Below are 23,285 nucleotides of genomic sequence, written 5' to 3' on the forward strand. Positions count from 1 at the left end.
GTTAGGGTATGAGAAAATCCCCCTTCATTTCCTGCGTCAATCCGGCTTATAATCGCCGCCCTTTGGTTATTTTTTTATCATTTTTTTTCCCGGAAGCAATATGAGCGCAATATCCCTGATCCAACCGGATCGTGACCTATTTTCCTGGCCGCAGTACTGGGCCGCCTGTTTTGGCCCCGCGCCGTTTTTACCCATGTCACGCGAAGAGATGGATCAACTTGGCTGGGATAGCTGCGACATCATTCTGGTAACCGGCGATGCGTACGTCGATCACCCAAGCTTCGGCATGGCTATCTGCGGCCGCATGCTGGAGGCGCAGGGGTTCCGCGTTGGGATTATTTCCCAACCGGACTGGAATAATAAAGATGACTTTATGTGCCTCGGTAAACCGAACCTGTTCTTCGGCGTCACCGCCGGCAACATGGACTCGATGATCAACCGCTACACCGCCGACCGCAAGCTGCGCCATGACGACGCCTATACCGCAGGCAACGTCGCCGGCAAGCGCCCGGATCGCGCCACCCTGGTCTATACCCAGCGCTGTAAAGAGGCGTGGAAAGACGTCCCGGTTATTCTCGGCGGCATTGAGGCCAGCCTGCGTCGTACCGCGCACTATGACTACTGGTCCGATACCGTGCGCCGCTCGGTGCTGGTTGATTCCAAGGCCGATATGCTGATGTTCGGCAACGGTGAGCGCCCGCTGGTAGAAGTGGCGCACCGTCTGGCCGCAGGCGAGCCGATCGCCCAGATCCGCGACGTGCGCAATACCGCCATCATGGTGAAAGAAGCGCTGCCGGGCTGGAGCGGCGTCGACTCTACCCGTCTCGATACGCCGGGTAAAATTGATCCGATCCCGCATCCGTATGGCGAAGATCTGCCGTGCGCGGATAACAAAACCGTTGAGCCGGCAAAGCAGGAGGTGAAACAGGTCACCGTTCAGCCGCCGCGCCCGAAGCCGTGGGAAAAAACCTACGTTCTGCTGCCGTCCTTTGAGAAGGTCAAAGGGGATAAGGTGCTGTACGCCCACGCGTCGCGCATTCTCCACCATGAAACCAACCCGGGCTGCGCGCGCGCGCTGATGCAAAAGCACGGCGAGCGCTATATTTGGGTTAACCCGCCGGCCATTCCGCTGTCGACGGAGGAGATGGATAGCGTGTTTGCGCTGCCGTACAAGCGCGTTCCGCACCCGGCGTACGGCGAGAGCCGCATCCCGGCATATGAGATGATCCGCTTCTCTATCAACATTATGCGCGGCTGCTTTGGCGGCTGTTCCTTCTGTTCGATAACCGAGCATGAAGGGCGCATTATTCAGAGCCGTTCCGAAGACTCGATCATTAACGAAATCGAAGCGATTCGCGACACGGTCCCGGGCTTCACCGGGGTCATTTCCGACCTCGGCGGCCCGACGGCCAATATGTATATGCTGCGCTGCAAGTCGCCGCGTGCGGAGCAGACCTGCCGTCGCCTGTCGTGCGTTTATCCGGACATCTGCCCGCATATGGATACCAACCACGAGCCGACGATTAATCTCTACCGCCGCGCCCGCGATCTGAAAGGTATCAAGAAAATCCTCATTGCCTCCGGCGTGCGCTACGACATTGCCGTGGAGGATCCGCGCTACATCAAAGAGCTGGCGACCCACCACGTGGGCGGTTACCTGAAGATTGCCCCTGAGCATACCGAAGAAGGCCCGCTGTCGAAGATGATGAAGCCGGGAATGGGCAGCTACGATCGCTTCAAAGAGCTGTTCGATAGCTACTCAAAACAGGCGGGTAAAGAGCAATATCTGATCCCGTACTTTATCTCCGCGCATCCGGGCACTCGCGATGAAGATATGGTGAACCTGGCGCTGTGGCTGAAGAAAAACCGTTTCCGTCTGGATCAGGTGCAGAACTTCTATCCGTCGCCGCTGGCGAACTCAACCACCATGTATTACACCGGCAAGAACCCGCTGGGCAAGATTGGCTATAAAAGCGAAGACGTGGCGGTACCGAAAGGGGATAAGCAGCGCCGCCTGCATAAAGCGCTGCTGCGCTACCACGATCCGGCAAACTGGGCCCTGATCCGCCAGGCGCTGGAAGCTATGGGCAAAAAGCACCTGATCGGCTCACGCCGCGACTGCCTGGTGCCTGCGCCGACGCTGGACGAGATGCGTGAAGCGCGTCGCCAGAATCGCCATACCCGCCCGGCCTTGACCAAGCATACGCCGGTTGAGCATCAGCGGCAGACGCCGGCCGGCGGAGCGAAAAAACGCGTTCGCTCTGCGTCCCGCTAAAACGAAGTACCCCGGCAGCGCAAGGCTGGCCGGGGTGATGAAATAAAGGGATGAGGTCGCCCGGAGCGGTCGGCCGCTGCGCCACCGTCCGGGATAACCGAAAAACCGCTCTGCGGTCAGGAAGAAAGGTTAGCCGCCAAACTGGTCAGGATCTGGCCCGAGGCGCTTGTTGATATCCAGTTTCGCCATTGCTCCCAGTTCGTCTTTATCAAGACGGAAGTCCCAGACGTTAAAGTTCTCCACGATACGCGAAGGGGTCACCGATTTAGGGATCACCACCAGACCGTTATCGAGATGCCAGCGGATGACAATCTGCGCCGGCGTTTTGCCGTACTTATCGGCCAGCTCGCGGACAATTTTCTGATCGAATACGCCTTCGCCCCCCTGAGCCAGCGGGCTCCAGGATTCGGTCTGGATTTTATGCGTCGCGTTCCAGGCGTGCAGCTGGCGCTGCTGGAGCAGGGGATGGAGCTCCACCTGATTAATCACCGGTACCACGCCGGTTTCATCAAGCAGCCGCTGCAGATGGTGAACCTGGAAATTACAGACGCCGATGCTTTTGGCCAGCCCCTGTTTTTGGAGCTCAATCATGCCCTTCCAGGCTTCAACAAAATGGTCGATCGCCGGAACCGGCCAGTGCATTAAATACAGATCGACGTAGTCGACCTGCAGCTTGCTCAGGCTCTCCTGCAGGGCTTCATGCGGACGTTTTTGATCGTCGTTCCATAGCTTAGTGGTGATAAACAGCTCATCGCGAGGAACGCCAGCCTGGCTCAGCGCGCTGCCGACGCCGGCTTCGTTTTGGTACGCGGCGGCGGTGTCAAAAGAGCGATAACCGACTTCCAGCGCCTTGTGAATGGCGGAGACGACCTCCTCGTTGCCTGCTTTCCACACGCCGAGACCCAGCTGTGGCATCAGGTTGCCGTCGTGCAGTTTTATCACGGTTGGATGTGTCATGCCTTCCTCCTGTTAATGAACTTAGCGGGGTACATTTCGCTAAGGGGTAGCATTAAGTCTGGACGAAATAGCTAAAAACGGTAGTTAAACTCCTCTCCTTCGCATCCGATGACGCGAAGGAGAGGGCGTATCAGCAGGGGAAAATCAGCGCGCAGCCTCGTAAATACGGCGGCTGACGTCGAGAGTGATATCCTGGTTTTCACCGAGCTGAGTCATGCCGTGCTCTTCCAGTTTAGCCAACAGCGCCGGGATAGAGCTACCGTCAAGACCGTAGCCGCTCAGGCGAGTCGGCACGCCGAGCTGCTCGAAGAAATTGCGCGTTGCGGCGATGGCCGCGTCGATGCGCTCGTCTTCAGAACCTTCGCTAATATTCCACACACGGGCGGCGTACTGCAGCAGCTTAGCGCGTTTGGTATCGCGTTTTTCATTCCACAGCACCGGCAGAACGATGGCCAGGGTCTGGGCATGGTCAAGGCCGTGCATGGCGGTAAGTTCATGTCCCAGCATATGCGTAGCCCAGTCCTGCGGCACGCCGGCGCCGATCAGGCCGTTTAACGCCTGGGTCGCAGCCCACATAATGTTGGCGCGAACGTCGTAGTTTTCCGGCTCTTGTAGCGCTTTCGGGCCATCTTCAATCAGGGTCAGCAGAATGCCTTCGGCAAAGCGGTCCTGGATTTTGCCATCAACCGGGTAGGTTACGTACTGCTCAACGGTATGGACAAATGCGTCAACCACGCCGTTAGCAACCTGACGCGGCGGCAGGGTGTAGGTGTAAACCGGATCGAGGATCGCAAACACCGGCTGCACGTGGGAGGACATAAAGGCGCGCTTGTCGCCGGTGGTTTTACGCGAAACGACGGCGCCTTTATTGGACTCGGAGCCGGTCGCCGGCAGCGTCAGCACGGAGCCCATCGGGATGGCGCTTTTGACGTTTTGACCGTAGGTTTCGAGGATCTCCCACGGATCGACGCTTTCATCATAGTGCGCGGCTGCGGCGATAAACTTCGTCCCGTCGAGCACCGAGCCGCCGCCGACGGCCAGCAGGAAGGTGATCTGCTGTTCACGGGCAATTTTGACCGCGTTCATCAGCGTTTCGTAGGACGGGTTCGGTTCAATACCGCCGAATTCCAGCACCTCAAAATCGCTCAGCGCGCTCAGGGCCTGATCCAGGACGCCGGTTTTTTTCACGCTGCCGCCGCCGTAGGTAACCAGAATGCGGGCCCCTGCCGGGATCTGATCGCGCAGGTTTTCGATGGCACCTTTACCAAACAGGATACGGGTTGGGGTATACAGATCGAAATTATTCATTGCTCATGACCTCAATAAGAGAAAACTGCCGGCGGAGAAGATATCCCGGCCAGATGACGAACATTGTGGTCCTGTCATCCGCTCCCCTCAATGCATATTCCTGCCGATGTCTTGCCCATTTCTCCGTGGGGCTGGAGAAAAGGCAGCGGAGTGCGCACAATAGAGACGTGGAAAAACGACTGGAGAGTCACCGTAAATGAAGCGTGCCCAGATATGTCAGTTGCTAACGGAAAAGGTTAACAATCTGAAAGATAAAGAAGAAAATCTCAGCGAGCTGCTGCCTGATATTCGGTTATTGTACGGCACGCAGCCGGGGACGCGCACGCCGGTGATGTACCAGCCCGGCATCGTTTTTCTCTTTTCCGGTCATAAAATTGGTTACATAAATGAACGGACTTTTCGTTACGACACCAACGAATATCTGCTGCTGACGGTGCCCCTGCCGTTTGAGTGTGAGACCTTCGCGACGCCGGAGGTTCCGCTGGCGGGGCTGCGGCTGAACGTTGATATTCTGCAGCTGCAGGAGCTGCTGATGGATATTGGCGAGGATGAGCGCTTCCAGCCGGCAGTGGCGTCGAGCGGGATTAACTCGGCGGCGCTCTCTGAGGAGATTCTGTGCGCCGCTGAACGGCTGCTGGACGTGATGGAGCGGCCGCTGGATGCGCGTATTCTGGGCAAGCAGATTATTCGCGAGATGCTCTACTACGTGCTGACCGGGCCGTGCGGCGGGGCGCTGCTGGCGCTGGTGAGCCGGCAAACGCACTTCAGCCTGATTAGCCGCGTCCTCAAGCGCATTGAAAGCCAGTACACCGAGAACCTGAGCGTCGATCAGCTGGCGGCGGAGGCCAACATGAGCGTCTCGGCGTTTCACCACAACTTCAAATCGGTCACCAGCACCTCGCCGCTGCAGTATCTGAAAAGCTATCGCCTGCATAAGGCGCGAATGCTGATGATCCACGACGGGATGAAGGCCAGCGCGGCGGCGATGCGCGTGGGCTACGAAAGCGCGTCACAGTTCAGCCGGGAGTTTAAGCGCTATTTTGGCATGACGCCGGGCGAAGACGCGGCGCGGATCAGAACGATTCAGGGGATGTGACAGGAAACACACGCTTCGGGAAGGCGCGCTGGCGCCCTCCCGGGAAGGTCAATCAGGCGCTGCAGAACTTTTTCTTAATGATCACCACCAGCGTACCCAGCAGCCCGGCAACCAGCAGAGCGATAGGCAGGATCATCAGGCAGGTCATCACCTGATCTTCGTGGCGCTTGACGAAAGGGATCATGCTGAGCGCATATCCGAGCCCGGTGACCACGCCGACCCACAGCAGCGCGCTGAGCCAGTTGAAGAACTGGAAGCGGCGGTTGGAGAGCCCGGAAATACCGGCCATTGTTGGCAGCAGGGTGCGAACGAAGGCCAGGAAACGCCCGGCCAGCAGGGCCAGCAGCCCGTGCTTATCGAACATGCAGGTCGCGCGCTGATGATATTTCTGCGGCAGATGGGCAAGCCAGCCCTTAACGGTCTCGGTATTGCCGAGCCAGCGCCCCTGAATATAGCTCAGCCAGCAGCCGAGGCTGGCCGCTACGGTCAGAATGGCGAGGGTGGGCACAAAGTCCATGACGCCTTTAGCAATCAGCGCGCCGGCGAGCAGCAGCAGGCTGTCCCCGGGTAAAAACGAGGCCGGCAGCAAACCGTTCTCGAGAAACAGGGTCGCGAACATGACCAGATATACAACGCCCACAACGTGAGGGTTCGCCAATGCGGCAAAATCATGTTGCCAGAGCGCGGCGACAATCTCTTGAATAACAACCATGGACTTTCCTAAGTGGTACCGTATTTTTGACTAGTGTACTCCTGAAGAGCCCCGAACACCTTGATCCCGGGCGCAACAAAAGCGGCCGCCTCTAACAGAACGTCCGCAATTATTGCCACTGGCCGTCACTTTACACGATACGCGCGAAGCCCGCCGCTAAATCCGCCAGCAGATCGTCAACATTTTCTAAACCGATATGGACGCGAATCAGCGTGCCGCTGAAATCGACTTCCGCCTCGGGACGGATGGCGGCGATATGCTCCGGTTGGTTAGCCAGGATCAGTGATTCGAAACCGCCCCAGGAGTAGGCCATGCTGAACAGGCTGAAGTTGTCCAGATAAGTGGACAGCTCGGCGTCGTTCAGCCGCTTATTGAGAATAAACGAGAACAGGCCGCTGCTGCCGGTAAAGTCGCGCTTCCAGAACTCATGTCCTTTGCTGCCCGGCAGCGCGGGATGGTTGACCCGCGACACCTGCGGATGCTGCGCCAGCCATTCGGCGATGCGCAGGCTGCTCTCGTGGTGCTGACGCAGACGCACGCCGAGGGTGCGCAGGCCGCGGCTGGTCATATAGGCGGTATCCGCGTCGAGCATCTGCCCCATCAGATAGGCGTTCTCACGCAGCTGGTCCCAGCAGCGCGCGTTGGCAACCGCGGTACCGACCATCGCATCGGAGTGGCCAATCAGGTATTTGGTCCCGGCCTGAATCGAGATATCGACGCCAAAATCCAGCGCCCTGAACAGCACGCCGGCCGCCCAGGTGTTGTCGATCATGATGATTGCCTCCGGGGCAACGCTACGCACGGCCGCGACGATCGCCGGAACGTCGTGGACCTCCATAGTGATTGAACCCGGAGACTCGAGAAACACCACGCGGGTATTCGGCTGGACCAGACGGGCGATATCGGCGCCAATCAGCGGATCGAACCAGCCGGTGCTCACGCCGAGCCTGGCAAGCACCTTGGTACTAAAGTCCTGGCTCGGCTCATAGGCGGTATTGGTCATCAGAACGTGGTCGCCCTGCTCAACAAACGCCAGAATCGTATTGGCCACCGCCGCTGCGCCGCAGGGGAACAGGGCGCAGCCGGCGCCGCCTTCCAGCTCGCACATGGCTTCCTGCAGTGAGAAGTGGGTTAGCGTGCCGCGGCGGCCGTAAAACAGCTCGCCCTTCGCCCGGTTGCGGGTGGCATGTTTCTTATCTTCGACGGTGTCGAATACCAGCGACGAAGCGCGCTGAATCACGCTGTTTACCGATCCGAGGGTATATTTTTTACTGCGTCCGGCGTGGATCAGAGCGGTATCAAGATGTTTGTCAGCCATGTTTTTTACCTATTTTTATACGTCTGGACGTCTAAACTAGCATGAATACCCGGACCTGTACCGGCTAACGACAGATACAGGCAAAAATTTTACCAAATCCCCCGGTGGCCACTTTTTTACTGCGTAAGCGCAAGGAAAATAAACGTGATTTGCTGCACAGTGTAAATACTAATGAGAACCACTATCAATTCGATGCCGTTTTGATATTATTATGCTCAGATTTTGTGATTTACGTCCTGGAGACTCAGAGTGGGTAATAATTTGATGCAGGCGGATCTTTCCGTTTGGGGTATGTATCATCATGCCGATATTGTCGTTAAGGTCGTGATGATCGGCCTGATTCTGGCGTCGATAGTCACATGGGCTATCTTCTTCGGCAAGGGTGCTGAAATCCTCTCCAGCAAGCGCCGCCTCAAGCGCGAACAGCAGCTTCTCGGCGAAGCGCGCTCCCTCGACCAGGCCAGCGATATCGCCAACGCTTTCCATCCTAAAAGCCTCAGCACGCAGCTTATCAACGAAGCACAGAACGAGCTCGAGCTGTCGGCAGGCGTCGAAGATAACGAAGGCATTAAAGAGCGTACCGGTTTCCGCCTTGAGCGTCGCGTGGCGTTTGTGGGTCGTTATATGGGCCGCGGAAACGGCTACCTGGCGACCATCGGCGCCATCTCCCCGTTCGTCGGCCTGTTTGGTACCGTCTGGGGCATCATGAACAGCTTTATCGGCATCGCGCAGACTCAGACCACCAACCTCGCGGTTGTCGCACCGGGCATCGCGGAAGCGCTGCTGGCAACGGCAATCGGCCTGTTTGCCGCTATCCCGGCGGTGGTTATCTATAACATCTTCGCTCGTATGATCGGCAGCTACAAAGCCACTCTCGGCGACGTCGCCGCCCAGGTATTGCTGCTGCAAAGCCGCGATCTGGACCTGAGCGCCAGCGGCTCTTCGCCGGTGCGTACCGCGCAGAAATTACGAGTAGGTTGATGCTTTATGGCGATGCATTTTAACGAAAACCTCGATGATAACGGCGAAATGCACGATATTAACGTGACGCCGTTTATCGACGTCATGCTCGTGCTGCTGATTATCTTTATGGTGGCCGCTCCGCTGGCGACAGTTGATGTGAAGGTCAATCTGCCCGCCTCCTCCAGCCAGCCGCAGCCGCGTCCGGAAAAACCGATTTATCTGTCGGTAAAAGCGGACAAAACCATGTTCCTCGGCAACGATCCGGTGACCGAAGAGAGCATGGTTAACGCGCTGAATACCCTGACTGAAGGTAAGAAAGACACCACCGTCTTCTTCCGCGCCGATAAAACCGTGGACTACGAGACGATGATGAAAGTCATGGATACCCTGCACCAGGCGGGCTATCTGAAGATTGGTCTGGTGGGCGAAGAGACCGTTAAAGCGCAGTAGCCCTCACCGACATCTCCCCAGGAGGCTGGCCTTGTGCCGGCCTTTTTTATTTCTGTCGATCCGCGGCGCTGACCGGATGTTGCAATCACGCTGGCGGGTTGCGATATAATGGCGATCGTTTTTTTTAACTTACGGGGTCTTATGGAACGCTTTCTGGAAAATGCCATGTACGCCTCACGCTGGCTGCTGGCACCGGTTTATTTTGGTCTCTCTCTGGGACTGGTGGCGCTGTCGATCAAATTTTTTCAGGAGATCCTCCACATCCTGCCGCATATCTTCAGCGTAGGGGAGTCGGACCTGATCCTGACCCTGCTGTCGTTGGTGGATATGACGCTGGTCGGCGGCCTGCTGGTGATGGTGATGTTCTCGGGCTATGAAAACTTTGTCTCTCAGCTGGATATCAACGAGGGCAAAGAGAAGCTCAGCTGGCTGGGAAAAATGGATGCCACTTCGCTGAAAAACAAGGTTGCGGCCTCCATTGTTGCGATCTCCTCGATCCACCTGCTGCGGGTGTTTATGGATGCCAAAAACGTCCCGGACAATAAGTTGATGTGGTACGTCATTATCCACCTGACGTTCGTGTTGTCGGCGTTTGTGATGGGCTATCTCGATCGCCTGACCAAAGTAAAGCATTGATTCCTGACTGCCCGGCCGCGTTTAGCCGCCGGGCAAACGGTTTACTTGTCCGACGAAGCCTGCCACAAATTCAGCTGACCATCCGCCACGTGCTGGTCGATCTGCGCCAGCTCTTCGGTGCTGAAAGCCAGGTTTTCCAGCGCCTTTACGTTCTCTTCCAGCTGCTGCGGACGGCTGGCGCCAATCAGTACCGAGGTCACCCGGCTATCCTTCAGCAGCCAGCTCAGCGCCATTTGCGCCATGCTTTGACCGCGGCCGTGCGCCATCTCCTGCAGCAGGCGCAGGCTTAGGACGTTTGGCTCGCTGAGCATCGTTTCCGTCAGGCCGCGATCCCGCTTCCCTTCATAGAACATTCGCGAACCTTCCGGGATCTGCTGGAGATACTTGCCGGTCAGCAGGCCCTGTGCCAGCGGCGTAAAGGCGATGCAGCCTACGCCGTGCTCCTCCAGCGTATCCAACAATCCGCTGCTGTCGACCCAGCGGTTAAGCAGGTTATAGGAGGGCTGATGGATCAGCAGCGGAATTTTCCACTCGCGCAGGAGCGCCGCCATCTGCTGCGTGCGTTCCGGCGAATAGGAGGAGATGCCAACATACAGCGCCTTGCCGCTCTGCACCGCCTGCGCCAGTGCTGCGGCGGTCTCCTCCATCGGCGTGTTCTCATCAACGCGATGGGAATAGAAAATATCGACGTAATCCAGCCCCATGCGCTGCAGGCTTTGATCGAGGCTGGCCAGCAGATATTTACGTGAACTGCCGGAGCCATAGGGCCCTGGCCACATGGAGTAGCCGGCTTTGGTCGAAACAATGAGTTCGTCGCGGTGGGCGGCAAACTCCTCGCGCAGCAGGCGGCCAAAGTTTTCCTCGGCGCTGCCGGGCGGCGGCCCGTAGTTATTGGCCAGGTCAAAATGGGTAATACCCAGATCGAAGGCCTTGCGAAGCAGGGCGCGCTGGTCATCAAGGGCGTTACCGTGGCTAAAGTTGTGCCACAGGCCCAGCGACAGCGCGGGCAGCTGCAGGCCGCTTTTGCCGCAGTAGCGATACTGCATCCGATCGTAGCGGGTTGGGTCAGCGAACCAGGACATGCTCTCTCCTTTTTAATTTAAAACGTTGTTCTACTTTAGACGCTAAGCCGCTGAGGAGGCGTTTGCTGGATCACACTGCGCGAGATTTCTGGCGTCCCGGCGAGCTTATGCTTTGCTTAAAGGGCCTTCACTAACGGAGAACACGCGATGACGCGACTGACCGCCAAAGATTTCCCGCAACAGCTGCTCGAGTACTACGACTACTATGCCCACGGCAAAATCAGCAAACGTGAGTTTCTCCAGCTGGCGGGGAAATATGCCGTCGGCGGAATGACCGCGCTGGCGCTATTTAACCTGCTGAAACCCAACTATGCCCTGGCGGAGCAGGTGGCGTTTACCGACCCGGATATCCGCCCGGAGTATATTCACTATCCCTCTCCCGACGGTCATGGAGAAGTGCGCGCATACCTGGTGACGCCGACGAAGATAGCCGAAAAAGCTGCGGCGGTGGTGGTGGTGCATGAGAACCGCGGCCTTAATCCCTATATTGAAGACGTTGCCCGGCGAGTGGCGAAGGCGGGCTATATCGCGCTGGCGCCGGACGGCCTGAGCTCCGTCGGCGGCTATCCCGGAAATGATGATGAGGGGAGAGTGCTGCAGCAGAAAGTCGATCCCGTGAAGCTGATGAACGACTTTTTTGCCGCTGTGGCGTTTATGGCTAAGCATCCGCAGGCGACGGGAAAAGTCGGCATCACCGGCTTTTGCTACGGCGGAGGCGTCAGCAACGCCGCCGCGGTGGCGATCCCGGAGCTGGCCTGCGCGGTGCCGTTCTACGGCCGGCAGCCGCCGCTCAACGAAGTCGCCAGGATTCAGGCGCCGCTGCTGCTGCACTACGCCGGCCTCGATAGCGGCATCAACCAGGGCTGGCCGGCCTATGAAGAGGCGCTGAAAGCGCAGCATAAGGTCTATGAGGCCTATATTTATCAGGAGGTTAATCACGGATTTCATAATGACTCCACGCCGCGCTATGACCGGGATGCGGCGGAGCTGGCGTGGCAGAGAACCCTGGCCTGGTTTGAGAAGTATTTACGCTAGCGCCATCGGCTGAAATAGCGCTACCCTTTGCTTAAAAAATCGCTATATAATTTTGTATATAACGATTGGGGGGAAGCGATGGATAACCATTTTGGTAAAGGTTTAATGGCCGGGCTGCAGGCGGCTCAGGCCGACAGCGCCAGCGGCGCCGCAAATTTTTGTACCGACTATAAGCGCGGGTTTGTGCTCGGCTATTCTCAGCGGATGTTTGAAAAAACCGGCGATCGCCAGCTTAGCGCGTGGGAGGCCGGGATCCTGACCCGTCGCTATGGCCTCGACCGCTACATGATTATGGATTTCTTTAAAGAGGGGAGTTCCTGCACCGCGATGCGCTATTTTATGGCGGGATACCGCCTGGAGCGCTAATAGCCGAAGGCCGAAGCCTTCGACTGGGATGGCCTTATGCCTGGCGCTTGTCTTCGGTTTGGCTATCGAAGTCGCTGGCGCTATGGCGTTCGTGGAGCTGCTCGTTTAGCGGGCCGTTGGTGCGGTTAACGATCCGTCCGCGCTGAACCGCCGGACGGCTGCCGACCTCCTGCGCCCAACGCAGAACGTTTTTATAGCTGCCGGCGTCGAGGAATTCGGCGGCGTTGTAGACGCCGCCGAGCACCACGTTGCCGTACCACGGCCAGATAGCCATATCGGCGATGGTGTACTCTTCTCCGGCGACGTAGCGGTTATCGGCGAGCCGCTTATCCAGCACGTCGAGCTGACGCTTGGCTTCCATGGTGAAGCGGTCGATGGCGTACTCGATTTTCACCGGCGCGTAGTTGAAGAAGTGGCCAAAGCCGCCGCCGAGGAACGGCGCCGCGCCCTGCAGCCAGAACAGCCAGTTCAGCGTTTCGGTGCGCCCGGTCGGATCTTTTGGCAGGAAGAAACCGAACTTCTCCGCGAGATAAAGCAGAATGCTGCCGGACTCAAACACGCGCGTTGGCGGGGTGGTTGAGCGATCGCTCAGCGCCGGGATTTTTGAGTTCGGGTTCACCGCAACGAAGCCGCTTGAGAACTGATCGCCTTCGCCGATCCGAATCAGCCAGGCATCATACTCCGCATCGCTCACCCCCAGCGCCAGCAGCTCTTCCAGCAGGATCGTCACCTTCTGGCCGTTAGGCGTTCCCAGGGAGTAAAGCTGAAGCGGATGCGAGCCGACCGGCAGCTCTTGCTCATGCGTTGCGCCGGAGACAGGACGGTTGATGTTGGCGAACGCGCCGCCGTTGTTCTGCTTCCATTCCCACACTTTCGGGGGTTGGTAGTTATTCTCTGACATGCTGGTCTGCCTTTGTAGTGAGGTGTTCAGGGAGTGTAGCAGGTGGCGTATTAAGGATTTAACAGTGTGAGGCTTATTCGCCCGCTGGCGATATTCCCGGACGGTTTCCCCGGCCGCGTTACGCTCACCGGGGCAACACCCTAAATCAGGCCATTATCCGCGCGGCCCAGACGCTGATATCGTCGCCGCTGCCGAGATCCGCCTGCACCAGCCCGTTGACCATAAAGGTCGGCGAGACGTGGATACCGTTCTGACGCGCATATTTGCTGTGCCATTTTATTTCCGCCTGCAGCTCCGGGCGGGCGAACGCCGCGGAAAGCAGAACGTGGCTGTAGCGCTCGATACGTTCGACAATTTGCTGCGGGGTGGCGTTCATATTCGGCCCGCTGCAGTGATCGGTAAATTCGAACTCTTCGCGATGGTCGGCCACGGCTTTTAGCACCTTATGCGCCTGCTCTCTGCCGTGCGGCAGGGTGGAGGCCGCCAGAATACAGCGTACGATAACCCCCGAGAACATATGCCAGGGCTGGGACTGCAGGCGAACTTTGATGGTCACGTTATCCGCGCCGACCTCGTCGAGCAGGTCGTCGAGCTTATTGAACGCGCGTACCGAATAGGGGCAGGTCGGCTCCAGGAAAACCTCGAAGGTACGCGGACCATGTCCCCAGACCAGCGGTTGCGCTTGCAGATGCGGTTGTGTGCTCATAATCAACTCCTGACGTTAATTCGCTATTTGTTGTTATATCTCAGATAAACGATATCACTTTTGCCCTGCGGCGCAGGGTTATTTTCCGTAAGGGCACAATTAGCGAATCGAATGAGTGGTATCATTATTCCACCTCTGTCTGGTAAGTGCCTGCGGCAGGATAAGAAGAGGGAGTTTTGTTCCGCCAACTGCCCGGGCTGCATTAATTTGAGGTCAGGCTAATGAGCAAAGGATCGACAAGCAGTGATGCCCCTTTTGGTACATTGTTAGGCTACGCGCCGGGCGGCGTGGCAATCTATTCATCGAACTACAGCAGCTTAAATCCGCAAGACTATCCGGATGACGCCACGTTCCGCAGCTATATCAATAACGAGTATATGGGGCACAAATGGCAGTGCGTCGAGTTCGCGCGCCGCTTCCTGTTTCTCACCTACGGTTTTGTCTTCACCGACGTCGGCATGGCGTATGAAATCTTCTCCCTGCGCTTTCTGCGCGAAGTGGTTAACGACAATATTCTGCCGCTGCAGGCCTTTGCCAACGGCTCGCGTCGTCCGCCGATGGCCGGCTCCCTGCTGATCTGGCAGAAGGGCGGCGAGTTCAAGCATACCGGCCACGTGGCGGTGGTTACGCAGCTGGTGGGCAATAAGGTCAGGATCGCCGAGCAAAACGTTATCCACACGTCGCTGCCGCAGGGCCAGCAGTGGACGCGCGAGCTCACCCTTGAGGTGCACAATGGCGTCTATACCCTCAAAGATACCTTCGCCGACACCGAGATCCTTGGCTGGATGATCCAGACCGCCGATACCGAGCACAGCCTGGCGCAGCCGGTGCTGCCGGGCGAAGCGCTGACCATTCGCGGCGCCCGCCTGCCGAACAACGGGCAGTTTCGCGGCAGGTGGCTGAACGAGAAAGATACGCTGCAGAAAGCCTACGTTGACGCCAACGGCCACTTTATTAACGCCGACCCTTACCAGTATTTCACCATTACCGAAAGCGCCGAGCAGGAGCTGATCAAAGCAACCAACGAGCTGCATTTGATGTACCTGCACGCCACCGATAAGGTGATGAAAGACGACGGTCTGCTGGCGCTGTTCGATATCCCCAAAATTCTCTGGCCGCGTCTGCGCCTCTCGTGGCAGCGACGTCGCCATCATATGATTACCGGCCGCATGGATTTCTGCATGGACGATCGCGGGCTGAAGGTCTATGAGTACAACGCCGACTCCGCCTCCTGCCATACCGAAGGCGGGCTGATCCTCGAGCAGTGGCTGAAGCAGGGCTACTACGGCAGCGGTCATAATCCGGCAGAAGATCTGCTGGATGAGCTGGCGGGCGCGTGGAAGCACAGCCGGGCGCGGCCTTTTGTGCACATCATGCAGGATAAGGATCTGGAGGAGAACTACCACGCGCTGTTTATCCAGCGTTCGCTCACCCAGGCCGGATTCGAGAGCAAAATCCTCTTCGGCCTTGATGAGCTGCGCTGGGATGCCGCCGGGCAGCTGATTGACGGCGACGGGCGGCTGGTTAACTGCGTCTGGAAAACCTGGGCATGGGAAACCGCCATCGAGCAGGTGCGCGAGGTCAGCGCCGACGAGTACGCCGCCGTGCCGATCCGCACCGGCCATCCGCAAAACGAGGTGCGGCTGATTGACGTTCTGCTGCGCCCCGAGGTGCTGGTATTCGAACCGCTGTGGACGGTGATCCCCGGCAACAAGGCGATTCTGCCGGTGCTGTGGTCGCTGTTCCCGAATCATCGCTATCTGCTGGATACCGATTTTGTCGTCAACGACGAGCTGGCGAAAACCGGTTATGCGATTAAGCCTATCTCCGGGCGCTGCGGCAACAATATCGATCTGATCGGTCCCGACGATGAGGTGCTGGATAAGACCAGCGGGCAGTTTGTCGATCGCAAAAATATTTACCAGCAGCTGTGGTGCCTGCCGAAAGTGGATGGTAAATACATTCAGGTATGCACCTTTACCGTTGGTGGGAACTACGGCGGCACCTGCCTGCGCGGCGATGATTCGCTGGTGGTCAAAAAAGAGAGCGATATTGAACCGTTAATTGTGCTGAAAGACAACGATAGACGATAGTTCCGCCGGCGCCGAATCGCAGGGGCCGCAAAATCCCCGGTAAGCGTAGCGCTGCCGGGGATTTTGGGTAAAAATTGGTACTAAATAAATAGTTAACAAACCACAACAACAAGACAGACAAAAAGGAAAATAATATGCACGATCGGCGACTCGCCGCCCGCGCGGGTGAACTCAAGCCCTCCGCCGTCCGCGAACTTCTCAAGCACAGTAAACTCCCCGGCGTTATCTCACTGGGTGGTGGGATCCCGGCTCCGGAGCTGTTTGATACCGAGGGTCTGAATCTGGCGGTGCAGCAGGTGATGAGCGGACGTTTCAACGATGCGTTCCAGTACGGATTGACCGAAGGCTATCCGCCGCTGCGTCAGGCCGTCAGCGAACTGTGTCAGGCGCGCGGCGTTGCCTGTCCGGCAAGCCATGTCTATATCACCTCTGGTTCGCAGCAGTCTTTGGATATCGTCGCGCGTACGCTGCTCGATCCGGGCGATGCGATCGTCGTCGAGCGCCCGACCTATCTGGCCGCGCTGCAGGTGTTCCAGCTGGCTCAGGCGAATATCCTCAGCGTCGATACCGATGACGACGGCATGCTGGTGGAACAGCTGGCGGATCTGCTGGAGACGACTAAGGTCAAGGCCGTGTACCTGGTGCCCACCTTCGGCAACCCGGGCGGCAAAACCCTCAGCGCCGATCGCCGCCGTCGGGTGGTTGAGCTGGCGAAGCAGCATGATTTCGTGATTATCGAAGACGATCCCTACGGCGAAATCAGCTTTACCGACGAAGTCCGCCGCCCGCTCTACCAGTACGCGCAGGAGCTCGGCTGTGAAGACCAGGTGGTCTACACCTCGACGTTCTCCAAGATCCTTGCCCCGGGCATGCGCATTGGCTGGATTGTGATGCCGGACTGGCTGGCGCAGCAGACGGTGATCGTCAAGCAGGCGGCGGATCTCCACACCAACATGCTGTCGCAGGTGATCACCGCGGAATACCTGGCGATGAACCGCCTGGAGAATCAGATAGCCCTGATCCGCGAAGACTATCGCAAGAAGTGCGTCGCGCTGGCCGATGCCCTTGAGAGCCAGCTTGGCGAGCATCTGGAGTTCAGTCGACCCAAAGGCGGCATGTTCCTGTGGGCCCGTTTCCGCTATCCGTTCGATACCATGGAATGGATGAAAAAGACCCTCGAAAACGGCGTGGTCTACGTGCCGGGCGAAGCGTTCTATAACGACAAGCCGGATACCCGCACGCTGCGCCTCTCCTACTCAACGGTGTCGGAAGCGGGTCTGCTGACCGCCGTCGAACGCCTGGCAAAGTCGCTGTAATTACCGCGCTTTCACTCCGCGTCGCGATCCGGCGCGGAGCCTTCACGCTTTCCCGCACAACGGCGAGTGGCAGATCGGCTGGGCGCATCGGGTGCTGCAGGAACAGCCCGTAGCGCTTCACGATGAGCGCACACGGGCATGTAAAATAAGAGAGGGGAGCTGCGCGCCGGAGGTTAATCCTGCTCGCTGATGCGATCGTCAAGCCAGATCAGCATTAATGAAGAGAGAAAAGCAACTGCCGCTGTGCCAATAAATAGCAACATAAGAAATACCTCAGAGGTTTTTAATTATTTTTCTAATTTTACCGGTGAGTGGGTGTTTTTGTCGGAGATGGTGATTTTAGTGGCGTGCTGGGATGTCGCGAGGGTGAAAAAATCATCGGCATCAATATCAAAGTTAAGAACTATTTCCTTATACTTTCCGCAGTTAATTAACTCTTTTGCTTCTTTCATACTACCGGCTGTAATAGTAGGCATCGTTTTATCTCGTTTGAAAAACTGACAAGCAAAATAAAAGCTTGTGCGTATCAGATCAACTACTTTTTTATGACCGCGAGCAATATATGTTTTCTTTATAATTTAAAGAAGAAATCACTGGCGAAACGGGAATACAAGGCAGGTCGCCAGCAACTACGACCGGCCCTGCGAGCTAGAAGGCGTACGCCATGGTTAGGTTCCCGCTGAAGCCGTGGCTGTTACTGCCGTTGGTGACTTCTGCCTGGCCGCCAAGATTCAGGCTCAGCGCTCCGCGATTCATGGCAATATTGCCCCCCGCATTGACGATATCACGGCTATTGAAGGCGGCGTTTTGCCAAACCTGATAGCCATAAATTTGCCCCGCGGTTCGTACCGACGGGCCGCTGAACGTGTGCTCGTAACCGATATTCACCGCCGGCGTCAGGGTCCAGCCGCCGCTACTTTGCGGATTGAAAGCAACATGTAGATTCGCGAGACCGCTGCTGCTATTTTCGTTCACGCCGCTAACGTCTAGCGCCAGTTCGCTGCCGCTTTCGTGAAATGTATCCATCTGCAGATGGGTCAGACGTGTGCCGATGGATGACTCAACGCTGACAAAATCAAACGGGCTGACGTAACCGAGGCGCAGCGTGCCGCCAAACAGCTGACCGTGCGTGTCGCCAGTGGCGTTACCCAACCCGCCGCCCAGGCGACGGGTGCTGCTATAATCGACCCAGCCCGCATTCAGATCGGCGGCAGCAAAGGGACCGTGGGAGAGATCCTCGAAGGCGTAGCGCGCGCCAGCCCCCAGCAGGGTAGTGTTGGCATCGGCCTCGGCATTGGCGCCCCCCACTGAACCCCAGCTATAGCCCAAAGTGCCGTAGCCGCTGAGCCGGGAGGTTACGCGTTGGGTGTAGCCCAGCAAGGTGCCGGTAGTATGCTCGTTGCTGCTGGCGGCGCTGGCAGAACCCTTGCTATCGAGATAGCCGTTCAGCGCGGTCAGCCACAGCTTCCCTTCGCCGTCCCGTAGCTGGCGGCTATCGATATTTGGCGTCAAAGCTCGATCCAGCCGTGAGGTGCTGCGTAACAGATAGCTGGCAGTATCAGCATAAATTTGCCCGCCGACCTGTGATTCGACTCCGCCAAGGGTTCCGGCGTCTATGGCGGACTGCAGATAGTTGTTATAAGCGGTATAGCGACCTGATAGTTCGCTATCCTGCAGCGCATTCAGCAGCGCCGCGCCCTGAGCTGCGTTTCCGCGTAGCTCGCTTTGTCCCGGTAGCTGAGCGTAGCGCACCATTTTTGCGCGCAGAACATAGATCGTTGCCTGCGATAGCCCCAGCCCCTCCTTCAAGTAATTATCCACCGAGCCGTAGCGGCTGGCGATTTCATTCAGCCCGGCCTGCAGGTAGCTGGCGTCTACGCCAAGCAGCGGCTCGTAGATTGCGGCCATTGACTGCGGCATCGCTGCGAGAGTTGCCGCAATACGCTGGTGGGTATAATCATTGGTCGCCAGATAGTTTTCCATGATCGTGGTGTTTTCTACACCGGCGATGCTCAACAGCATCGCGGCGGTCCAGCCGGTACGATCCTTACCGGCGGTACAGTGGAACAGCGCAGCGCCTTCGGCACCGGCAAGATCGTTAAACAGGGTTGCAAACTGAGCGCGCATTCCGGCATCGCTGACAAATGAGACGTTAGCCTGCTGCATCATCGCTTTCGCTTCGGCCGCGCTGGCGACGGAAATAGTGGTGATATTGCTCCCTGAGGTCCCGTTGCCGATGATATCGATCTGGGTATAGGCGGCATTGTCCGGCATCACGTCCGGGCTGGCGGCGATTTCGCTGGCGGTGCGCAAATCGTAGACGTCGCTGATGCCGAGTGAACCCAGGGTGGTGCGATCGGCAGCAGACAACGTGAGCGCGTTAGAGCGATAAAAGACGCCGGAGCGCATTGTGCCGTCATGGCTGGTGGTATAAATCGAGGAGGTACCGGCAATATCGCGAAAATTATCGATGCTGGTGAGCGTTGGTGTATTTATTGGTGCCGCATAGAGTGCGCCGGAAACGATGATAGCGATCGCGGATAAAGCAGGTGGAATATGTCTAAGCAAAATCAACCCCAGTATTAAGTTTTATAATCGTTTGGTTGTTAAGGGGTTTTAATATGATTATGGAATATGACAAAAATATTTCAGTCGAATATTTTTATCGGCATTGATACGTTTTTATTCAGGATTTGAACGGAGTTTTTAAAACAAAATAACCGGCCTCGGAGCTATAAAACGCTATTTTAAACGTGAATATCCCGGCGCTGAGCGCAGGATGTGATTGTAAATTATCGTTAGCCAGCTAATCCTTCGGTGAGATTTATCTTCTCTCAGCGAGGCTTGCGGCTGGCTTAATCCTGCTTCTTCTCGCGCATCAGCTGATAGCAGCGCTGCCGGTCTTCGCTGCTCTCGCGTTGCTCATCCGGGCTAAGCTGCTGCCACGTTTGCAGCATTTTTTCACCCAGAGCCGGAATGTAGCGGATCTTGTGCAGGGCATAATCCGAATTACCGCCTTCGACAATACTTTCCATATCGTGAAGGAATGCGCGGCTGTCGTGATGATCGATAAGGCAGAAAACCGAGCGATAGTAGGCTTCGTCTTCTTCAGAGTAGCGTGGCGTAAACCACCAGACGGCCAGGGTTGCCAGCGCCAGGAGTGGAACAATAAAGCGTAGTTTCTTCAGCATGGGTGACTTGAGAGGGTGTACTGGAGGCGTAGTGTACCCGCTAAAGAAGCGGGATGTCATCCCGAAGGCGCCTTCCGCCTCCGGCTGACGGATATCAGAGCGGGTATTGCCAGGCCAGCAGGATGCGCTTATCGGCCTCATCAAGGTAGATGTTGTTATCCTGGACATACGTCAGCACCTTCACCGCGTTATGTTCGGTGAGGTTATAGCCGAGGCCGCCGAAGTAGCCTTTATAGTTGTCGCCCGCGTCGCTTTTCGCACCATAAGAGCCGCCCGGGAAGCCGATCATCCGCAGATTCTGCGCCGCGATTTTTATTTGGCGGGATGCCTCACGGGTTTTGAAAATAGCAGCACCAGCGGCACTAAAATAAAGCACAGGAACATCATCAGGCGGAAGTCCTGATAATAGGCCAGCACCATCGCCTGGCGCGTGACCTCGCCGTTAATGGCCACTAGCCCGGGCAGGTGATGAATATTGTAAGCGCCCGTTTGCATATCGTGCTGCAGAGCCTTATTGAACGGATTAATAAAGCCGGAAAATAGCATGTGGTTACGCTGGGACTGCTGCGCCAGATAGGTCGTCACCACCGAAATACCGATGCTGCTGCCGATATTGCGAATCAGCGAATAGAGCGCGGTGCCCTCGGTGCGATACTGCGGCTGCAGCGTGGAGAAGGTCAGCGTCGAAAGCGGCACGAAGGTTAATCCCATCCCCACGCCCTGCACCACGCCGGAGCTGACGATATCCCACGGGCTCATCCACATGGCGTAGCGCGTCATCATCCACAGCGAAGCCGCCATAATGACGATCCCCACGGTAATGACGTGGCGCATGTCGACTTTGTCCGCCATTCGCCCGACCAGCATCATGCTGAACATGGTGCCAAAACCGCGCGGCGTCATCAGTAGGCCGACGTCAATGACCGGATACCCCATCAGCCCCTGCAGCAGCGGCGGCATCAGCGCCATGGTCGCCAGCAGGATCGTCCCGACCACAAAACTGAACAGCAGGCCGACGACAAAGTTCTTATCGCGGAAGATCGCCGGGTCGATAAAGGGTTTTTTAATCGTAAAAATATGCACCACAAACAGATACAGCGTCAGCGCCGCCAGCACCGCTTCAGTGATTATCTCGCCGCTGGCAAACCACGCCTTTGACTCGCCGCGATCGAGGAAGAGCTGCAGGCTGCCGATGGCAACGCTGAGGAAAAAGAAGCCCAGCAGATCGAACCGGCGGGTGCTATCGATCGGCGTTTCGGTGACGAAGGTACTAATGCCCAGCCACGCGAGGACGCCGAAGGGAATATTGATATAGAACACCCAGCGCCAGCTGTAGTATTCGGTCAGCCAGCCGCCGAGGGCCGGGCCGAGGATCGGGCCAACCATCACCCCCATCCCCCACATAGCCATCGCGGAGCCCTGTTTCTCCGGCGGCCAGCTGTCTAACATCACCGATTGCGAGAGCGGCACCAGGCTGGCGCCAAAAATCCCCTGCAGCAGGCGAAAGAGCACAATCTGATTCAGCGACTGGGCGGCGCCGCACAGCATCGAGGCGACGGTGAAGCCGATGACCGAAATAACGAACAGACGTTTGCGGCCGATGCGGGCGGAGATAAAACCGGTCAACGGCATGGCGATGGCCGCGGCGACGATATAGGAGGTGAGCACCCACGAGGTTTGATCCTGAGTGGCTCCCATCGCGCCCTGCATATGCGGCAGGGCAACGTTGGCAATCGTAGTATCCAGCGCCTGCATGATGGTCGCCAGCATCACCGAGAAGGTGATGAGCAGGCGGCGATCGACGGCGCTACTTTTACGCGGCGGGGCGAGGGTGGTATCGGACATAGTCACCTCGTTACGACGCACGGCCGGCGTCAGACCGGGTGTCAATTTTAATGGTGGCGCTCAGGCCCGCCCGCAGCTGCGGCTGCCGGGCATCGGTCTGCAGGTGAATACGTACCGGAATACGCTGGGTCACCTTCACCCAGTTACCGGTGGCATTTTCGGCGGGTATTACCGCATACTCCGCGCCGGTGGCCGGACTGATGCTGCTGACCTTGCCGTGCCAGGTCACGCCCGGGGCATAATCAACGCTGATCTCCGCCTGCTGGTTATTGCGAATATGGGTCAGATCTTTCTCGGTAAAATTGGCCTCGATATAGAGGTTGGCATCGGAGACTAAAAGCATCGCCGTGGTACCGTCCTGCACGTATTCGCCGGTTTGCAATACCCGGGTTATAGTGCCGGAGGCGGGAGCGTATTCATTAACGTGGCGCAGATTATTTTTGGCCGTATTGAGCTCAGCCAGCGCTTTCTTATAACGCGGGTGCTGCTGGAGCGGCATATTAATATCCCCGCCAAAGCTGTCGGCCACTTCCTGGAGCTGCTTCTTCAACATGTTGACCTCAAGGGCCATAAGCAGCGTTTTCTGATGCGCACCGTCCAGATCGGAGGCCGAGACGTAGCCTGGCCCGTTCAGACGATGCAGGCGCGCCTCTTCACGGCGAGCGTACTCGTGCTGGCTTTGAGACACCTGAATATTGGCCTGCTTGCTTTGATACTGCGACTTAATGGTTTTCAAATCGATGATCGTACTATTGAGATCCGATTCCGCCTCGGCAACGGCGAGCTGATAGGGTCTGGCATCGACGCTGAACAGAAGCTCGCCTTTATTCACGTGCTGGTTTTCTTTCACCAGCACCTTTACCACCCGACCCGCGACTTCGGCGCTGATATCGGTTTTATCGGCCTTCACGTAGGCATTATCCGTTTCAACGTAGTGACCGTTGGCAAAATAGCACCAGCCGCCCGCAGCCAGCCCCAGAGCAGGTACGACGAGCAGCAGCATTAAACGCAGCTTTTTAATATTCATATTGCGGG

21 protein-coding genes and 1 pseudogene are annotated in these 23,285 nt (G+C 57.3%); 9 read left to right on the forward strand and 13 right to left on the reverse strand.

Annotated features, from left to right (window positions below):
- Nucleotides 1-8: 8 nt before the first annotated feature.
- Nucleotides 9-2,275: pseudogene (locus GVK32_RS02765) on the forward strand (YgiQ family radical SAM protein).
- 129 nt (nt 2,276-2,404) lie between these two features.
- On the opposite strand, the gene dkgA reads toward GVK32_RS02765, so the two are convergent.
- A complete protein-coding gene (dkgA, locus tag GVK32_RS02770) occupies nt 2,405-3,232 on the reverse strand; it encodes a 2,5-didehydrogluconate reductase DkgA (protein WP_159864899.1) in 828 nt (275 codons plus the stop codon).
- A gap of 144 nt (nt 3,233-3,376) precedes the next feature.
- Entirely contained in the window at nt 3,377-4,540 is a 1,164-nt protein-coding gene (gene yqhD, locus GVK32_RS02775; RefSeq protein ID WP_159864902.1) for an alcohol dehydrogenase, read from the reverse strand.
- A gap of 196 nt (nt 4,541-4,736) precedes the next feature.
- Here yqhD and GVK32_RS02780 point away from each other — a divergent pair, with 196 nt between their 5' ends.
- The gene (locus GVK32_RS02780; RefSeq protein WP_159864905.1) at nt 4,737-5,636 is read left to right on the forward strand and encodes an AraC family transcriptional regulator; all 900 of its coding nucleotides are present in this window, start codon (nt 4,737-4,739) and stop codon (nt 5,634-5,636) included.
- Nucleotides 5,637-5,688: 52 nt separating this feature from the next.
- Here GVK32_RS02780 and yghB read toward each other — a convergent pair whose 3' ends face one another.
- Together yghB and metC are read right to left on the reverse strand one after the other, a co-directional pair.
- The gene (yghB, locus tag GVK32_RS02785; RefSeq protein ID WP_159864908.1) at nt 5,689-6,348 is read right to left on the reverse strand and encodes a DedA family general envelope maintenance protein YghB; all 660 of its coding nucleotides are present in this window, start codon (nt 6,346-6,348) and stop codon (nt 5,689-5,691) included.
- A gap of 130 nt (nt 6,349-6,478) precedes the next feature.
- The gene (gene metC, locus GVK32_RS02790; RefSeq protein ID WP_159864911.1) at nt 6,479-7,666 is read right to left on the reverse strand and encodes a cystathionine beta-lyase; all 1,188 of its coding nucleotides are present in this window, start codon (nt 7,664-7,666) and stop codon (nt 6,479-6,481) included.
- Between the two features lie 249 nt (nt 7,667-7,915).
- Between metC and exbB the strand changes: the two genes are divergently transcribed.
- From exbB to GVK32_RS02805, 3 genes are all read left to right on the forward strand, one after another.
- The gene (exbB, locus tag GVK32_RS02795) at nt 7,916-8,647 is read left to right on the forward strand and encodes a tol-pal system-associated acyl-CoA thioesterase (RefSeq protein WP_076946634.1); all 732 of its coding nucleotides are present in this window, start codon (nt 7,916-7,918) and stop codon (nt 8,645-8,647) included.
- A 6-nt stretch (nt 8,648-8,653) separates the two neighbouring features.
- The gene (gene exbD, locus GVK32_RS02800; RefSeq protein WP_123708849.1) at nt 8,654-9,079 is read left to right on the forward strand and encodes a TonB system transport protein ExbD; all 426 of its coding nucleotides are present in this window, start codon (nt 8,654-8,656) and stop codon (nt 9,077-9,079) included.
- Nucleotides 9,080-9,220: 141 nt separating this feature from the next.
- Entirely contained in the window at nt 9,221-9,715 is a 495-nt protein-coding gene (locus GVK32_RS02805; protein WP_041147753.1) for a TIGR00645 family protein, read from the forward strand.
- 41 nt (nt 9,716-9,756) lie between these two features.
- On the opposite strand, the gene mgrA is transcribed toward GVK32_RS02805, so the two are convergent.
- Nucleotides 9,757-10,797 carry an L-glyceraldehyde 3-phosphate reductase gene (gene mgrA / locus GVK32_RS02810; protein ID WP_159864914.1) on the reverse strand — a complete coding sequence of 347 codons (1,041 nt, stop codon included), beginning with the start codon at nt 10,795-10,797 and terminating at the stop codon, nt 9,757-9,759.
- 147 nt (nt 10,798-10,944) lie between these two features.
- Between mgrA and yghX the strand changes: the two genes are divergently transcribed.
- Together yghX and GVK32_RS02820 are read left to right on the forward strand one after the other, a co-directional pair.
- Nucleotides 10,945-11,832: a YghX family hydrolase gene (gene yghX / locus GVK32_RS02815; RefSeq protein ID WP_159864917.1), complete on the forward strand. Its 888-nt coding sequence runs from the start codon at nt 10,945-10,947 to the stop codon at nt 11,830-11,832.
- A 78-nt stretch (nt 11,833-11,910) separates the two neighbouring features.
- Complete coding sequence (locus GVK32_RS02820) at nt 11,911-12,198, forward strand: DUF2623 family protein (protein WP_076946636.1); 288 nt, start codon at nt 11,911-11,913, stop codon at nt 12,196-12,198.
- Nucleotides 12,199-12,232: 34 nt separating this feature from the next.
- On the opposite strand, the gene yghU is transcribed toward GVK32_RS02820, so the two are convergent.
- Together yghU and GVK32_RS02830 are read right to left on the reverse strand one after the other, a co-directional pair.
- On the reverse strand, nt 12,233-13,099 hold the full coding sequence (gene yghU / locus GVK32_RS02825) for a glutathione-dependent disulfide-bond oxidoreductase (RefSeq protein ID WP_159864920.1): 867 nt from the start codon (nt 13,097-13,099) through the stop codon (nt 12,233-12,235).
- Nucleotides 13,100-13,244: 145 nt separating this feature from the next.
- Nucleotides 13,245-13,805, reverse strand: coding sequence for a thioredoxin domain-containing protein (locus GVK32_RS02830; protein ID WP_159864923.1), 561 nt, complete (start codon nt 13,803-13,805; stop codon nt 13,245-13,247).
- A gap of 221 nt (nt 13,806-14,026) precedes the next feature.
- Between GVK32_RS02830 and gss the strand changes: the two genes are divergently transcribed.
- Together gss and GVK32_RS02840 are read left to right on the forward strand one after the other, a co-directional pair.
- Nucleotides 14,027-15,898 carry a bifunctional glutathionylspermidine amidase/synthase gene (gene gss, locus GVK32_RS02835; RefSeq protein ID WP_159864926.1) on the forward strand — a complete coding sequence of 624 codons (1,872 nt, stop codon included), beginning with the start codon at nt 14,027-14,029 and terminating at the stop codon, nt 15,896-15,898.
- A 134-nt stretch (nt 15,899-16,032) separates the two neighbouring features.
- A complete protein-coding gene (locus GVK32_RS02840; protein WP_123708843.1) occupies nt 16,033-17,214 on the forward strand; it encodes a PLP-dependent aminotransferase family protein in 1,182 nt (393 codons plus the stop codon).
- Between the two features lie 287 nt (nt 17,215-17,501).
- Here GVK32_RS02840 and GVK32_RS02845 read toward each other — a convergent pair whose 3' ends face one another.
- From GVK32_RS02845 to GVK32_RS02870, 6 genes are all read right to left on the reverse strand, one after another.
- Nucleotides 17,502-17,690 carry a hypothetical protein gene (locus GVK32_RS02845; protein WP_045856893.1) on the reverse strand — a complete coding sequence of 63 codons (189 nt, stop codon included), beginning with the start codon at nt 17,688-17,690 and terminating at the stop codon, nt 17,502-17,504.
- Between the two features lie 172 nt (nt 17,691-17,862).
- On the reverse strand, nt 17,863-19,782 hold the full coding sequence (locus tag GVK32_RS02850; RefSeq protein ID WP_159864928.1) for a tyrosine-protein phosphatase: 1,920 nt from the start codon (nt 19,780-19,782) through the stop codon (nt 17,863-17,865).
- 287 nt (nt 19,783-20,069) lie between these two features.
- A complete protein-coding gene (locus GVK32_RS02855; protein ID WP_159864931.1) occupies nt 20,070-20,405 on the reverse strand; it encodes a hypothetical protein in 336 nt (111 codons plus the stop codon).
- Nucleotides 20,406-20,499: 94 nt separating this feature from the next.
- Nucleotides 20,500-20,694 (reverse strand): hypothetical protein, encoded by a 195-nt coding sequence (locus tag GVK32_RS02860; protein WP_159864934.1) that lies wholly within the window; start codon nt 20,692-20,694, stop codon nt 20,500-20,502.
- Nucleotides 20,695-20,717: 23 nt separating this feature from the next.
- A complete protein-coding gene (locus GVK32_RS02865; protein ID WP_159864937.1) occupies nt 20,718-22,250 on the reverse strand; it encodes a DHA2 family efflux MFS transporter permease subunit in 1,533 nt (510 codons plus the stop codon).
- Nucleotides 22,251-22,260: 10 nt separating this feature from the next.
- The gene (locus GVK32_RS02870; RefSeq protein ID WP_159864940.1) at nt 22,261-23,277 is read right to left on the reverse strand and encodes an HlyD family secretion protein; all 1,017 of its coding nucleotides are present in this window, start codon (nt 23,275-23,277) and stop codon (nt 22,261-22,263) included.
- Between the last annotated feature and the right edge of the window lie 8 nt (nt 23,278-23,285).

The sequence above is a fragment of the Klebsiella sp. 18074 genome (assembly GCF_902705905.1).
Taxonomy (GTDB): Bacteria; Pseudomonadota; Gammaproteobacteria; order Enterobacterales; family Enterobacteriaceae; genus Klebsiella; species Klebsiella terrigena.

Bases quoted from the DNA above. Each gene is read 5' to 3' on its own strand.
- dkgA (WP_159864899.1), bottom strand. From the start codon at position 3,232: ATGACACATCCAACCGTGATAAAACTGCACGACGGCAACCTGATGCCA.
- yqhD (WP_159864902.1), bottom strand. From the start codon at position 4,540: ATGAATAATTTCGATCTGTATACCCCAACCCGTATCCTGTTTGGTAAA.
- GVK32_RS02780 (WP_159864905.1), top strand. From the start codon at position 4,737: ATGAAGCGTGCCCAGATATGTCAGTTGCTAACGGAAAAGGTTAACAAT.
- yghB (WP_159864908.1), bottom strand. From the start codon at position 6,348: ATGGTTGTTATTCAAGAGATTGTCGCCGCGCTCTGGCAACATGATTTT.
- metC (WP_159864911.1), bottom strand. From the start codon at position 7,666: ATGGCTGACAAACATCTTGATACCGCTCTGATCCACGCCGGACGCAGT.
- exbD (WP_123708849.1), top strand. From the start codon at position 8,654: ATGGCGATGCATTTTAACGAAAACCTCGATGATAACGGCGAAATGCAC.
- GVK32_RS02805 (WP_041147753.1), top strand. From the start codon at position 9,221: ATGGAACGCTTTCTGGAAAATGCCATGTACGCCTCACGCTGGCTGCTG.
- mgrA (WP_159864914.1), bottom strand. From the start codon at position 10,797: ATGTCCTGGTTCGCTGACCCAACCCGCTACGATCGGATGCAGTATCGC.
- yghX (WP_159864917.1), top strand. From the start codon at position 10,945: ATGACGCGACTGACCGCCAAAGATTTCCCGCAACAGCTGCTCGAGTAC.
- GVK32_RS02820 (WP_076946636.1), top strand. From the start codon at position 11,911: ATGGATAACCATTTTGGTAAAGGTTTAATGGCCGGGCTGCAGGCGGCT.
- yghU (WP_159864920.1), bottom strand. From the start codon at position 13,099: ATGTCAGAGAATAACTACCAACCCCCGAAAGTGTGGGAATGGAAGCAG.
- GVK32_RS02830 (WP_159864923.1), bottom strand. From the start codon at position 13,805: ATGAGCACACAACCGCATCTGCAAGCGCAACCGCTGGTCTGGGGACAT.
- gss (WP_159864926.1), top strand. From the start codon at position 14,027: ATGAGCAAAGGATCGACAAGCAGTGATGCCCCTTTTGGTACATTGTTA.
- GVK32_RS02840 (WP_123708843.1), top strand. From the start codon at position 16,033: ATGCACGATCGGCGACTCGCCGCCCGCGCGGGTGAACTCAAGCCCTCC.
- GVK32_RS02845 (WP_045856893.1), bottom strand. From the start codon at position 17,690: ATGCCTACTATTACAGCCGGTAGTATGAAAGAAGCAAAAGAGTTAATT.
- GVK32_RS02855 (WP_159864931.1), bottom strand. From the start codon at position 20,405: ATGCTGAAGAAACTACGCTTTATTGTTCCACTCCTGGCGCTGGCAACC.
- GVK32_RS02860 (WP_159864934.1), bottom strand. From the start codon at position 20,694: ATGATCGGCTTCCCGGGCGGCTCTTATGGTGCGAAAAGCGACGCGGGC.
- GVK32_RS02865 (WP_159864937.1), bottom strand. From the start codon at position 22,250: ATGTCCGATACCACCCTCGCCCCGCCGCGTAAAAGTAGCGCCGTCGAT.
- GVK32_RS02870 (WP_159864940.1), bottom strand. From the start codon at position 23,277: ATGAATATTAAAAAGCTGCGTTTAATGCTGCTGCTCGTCGTACCTGCT.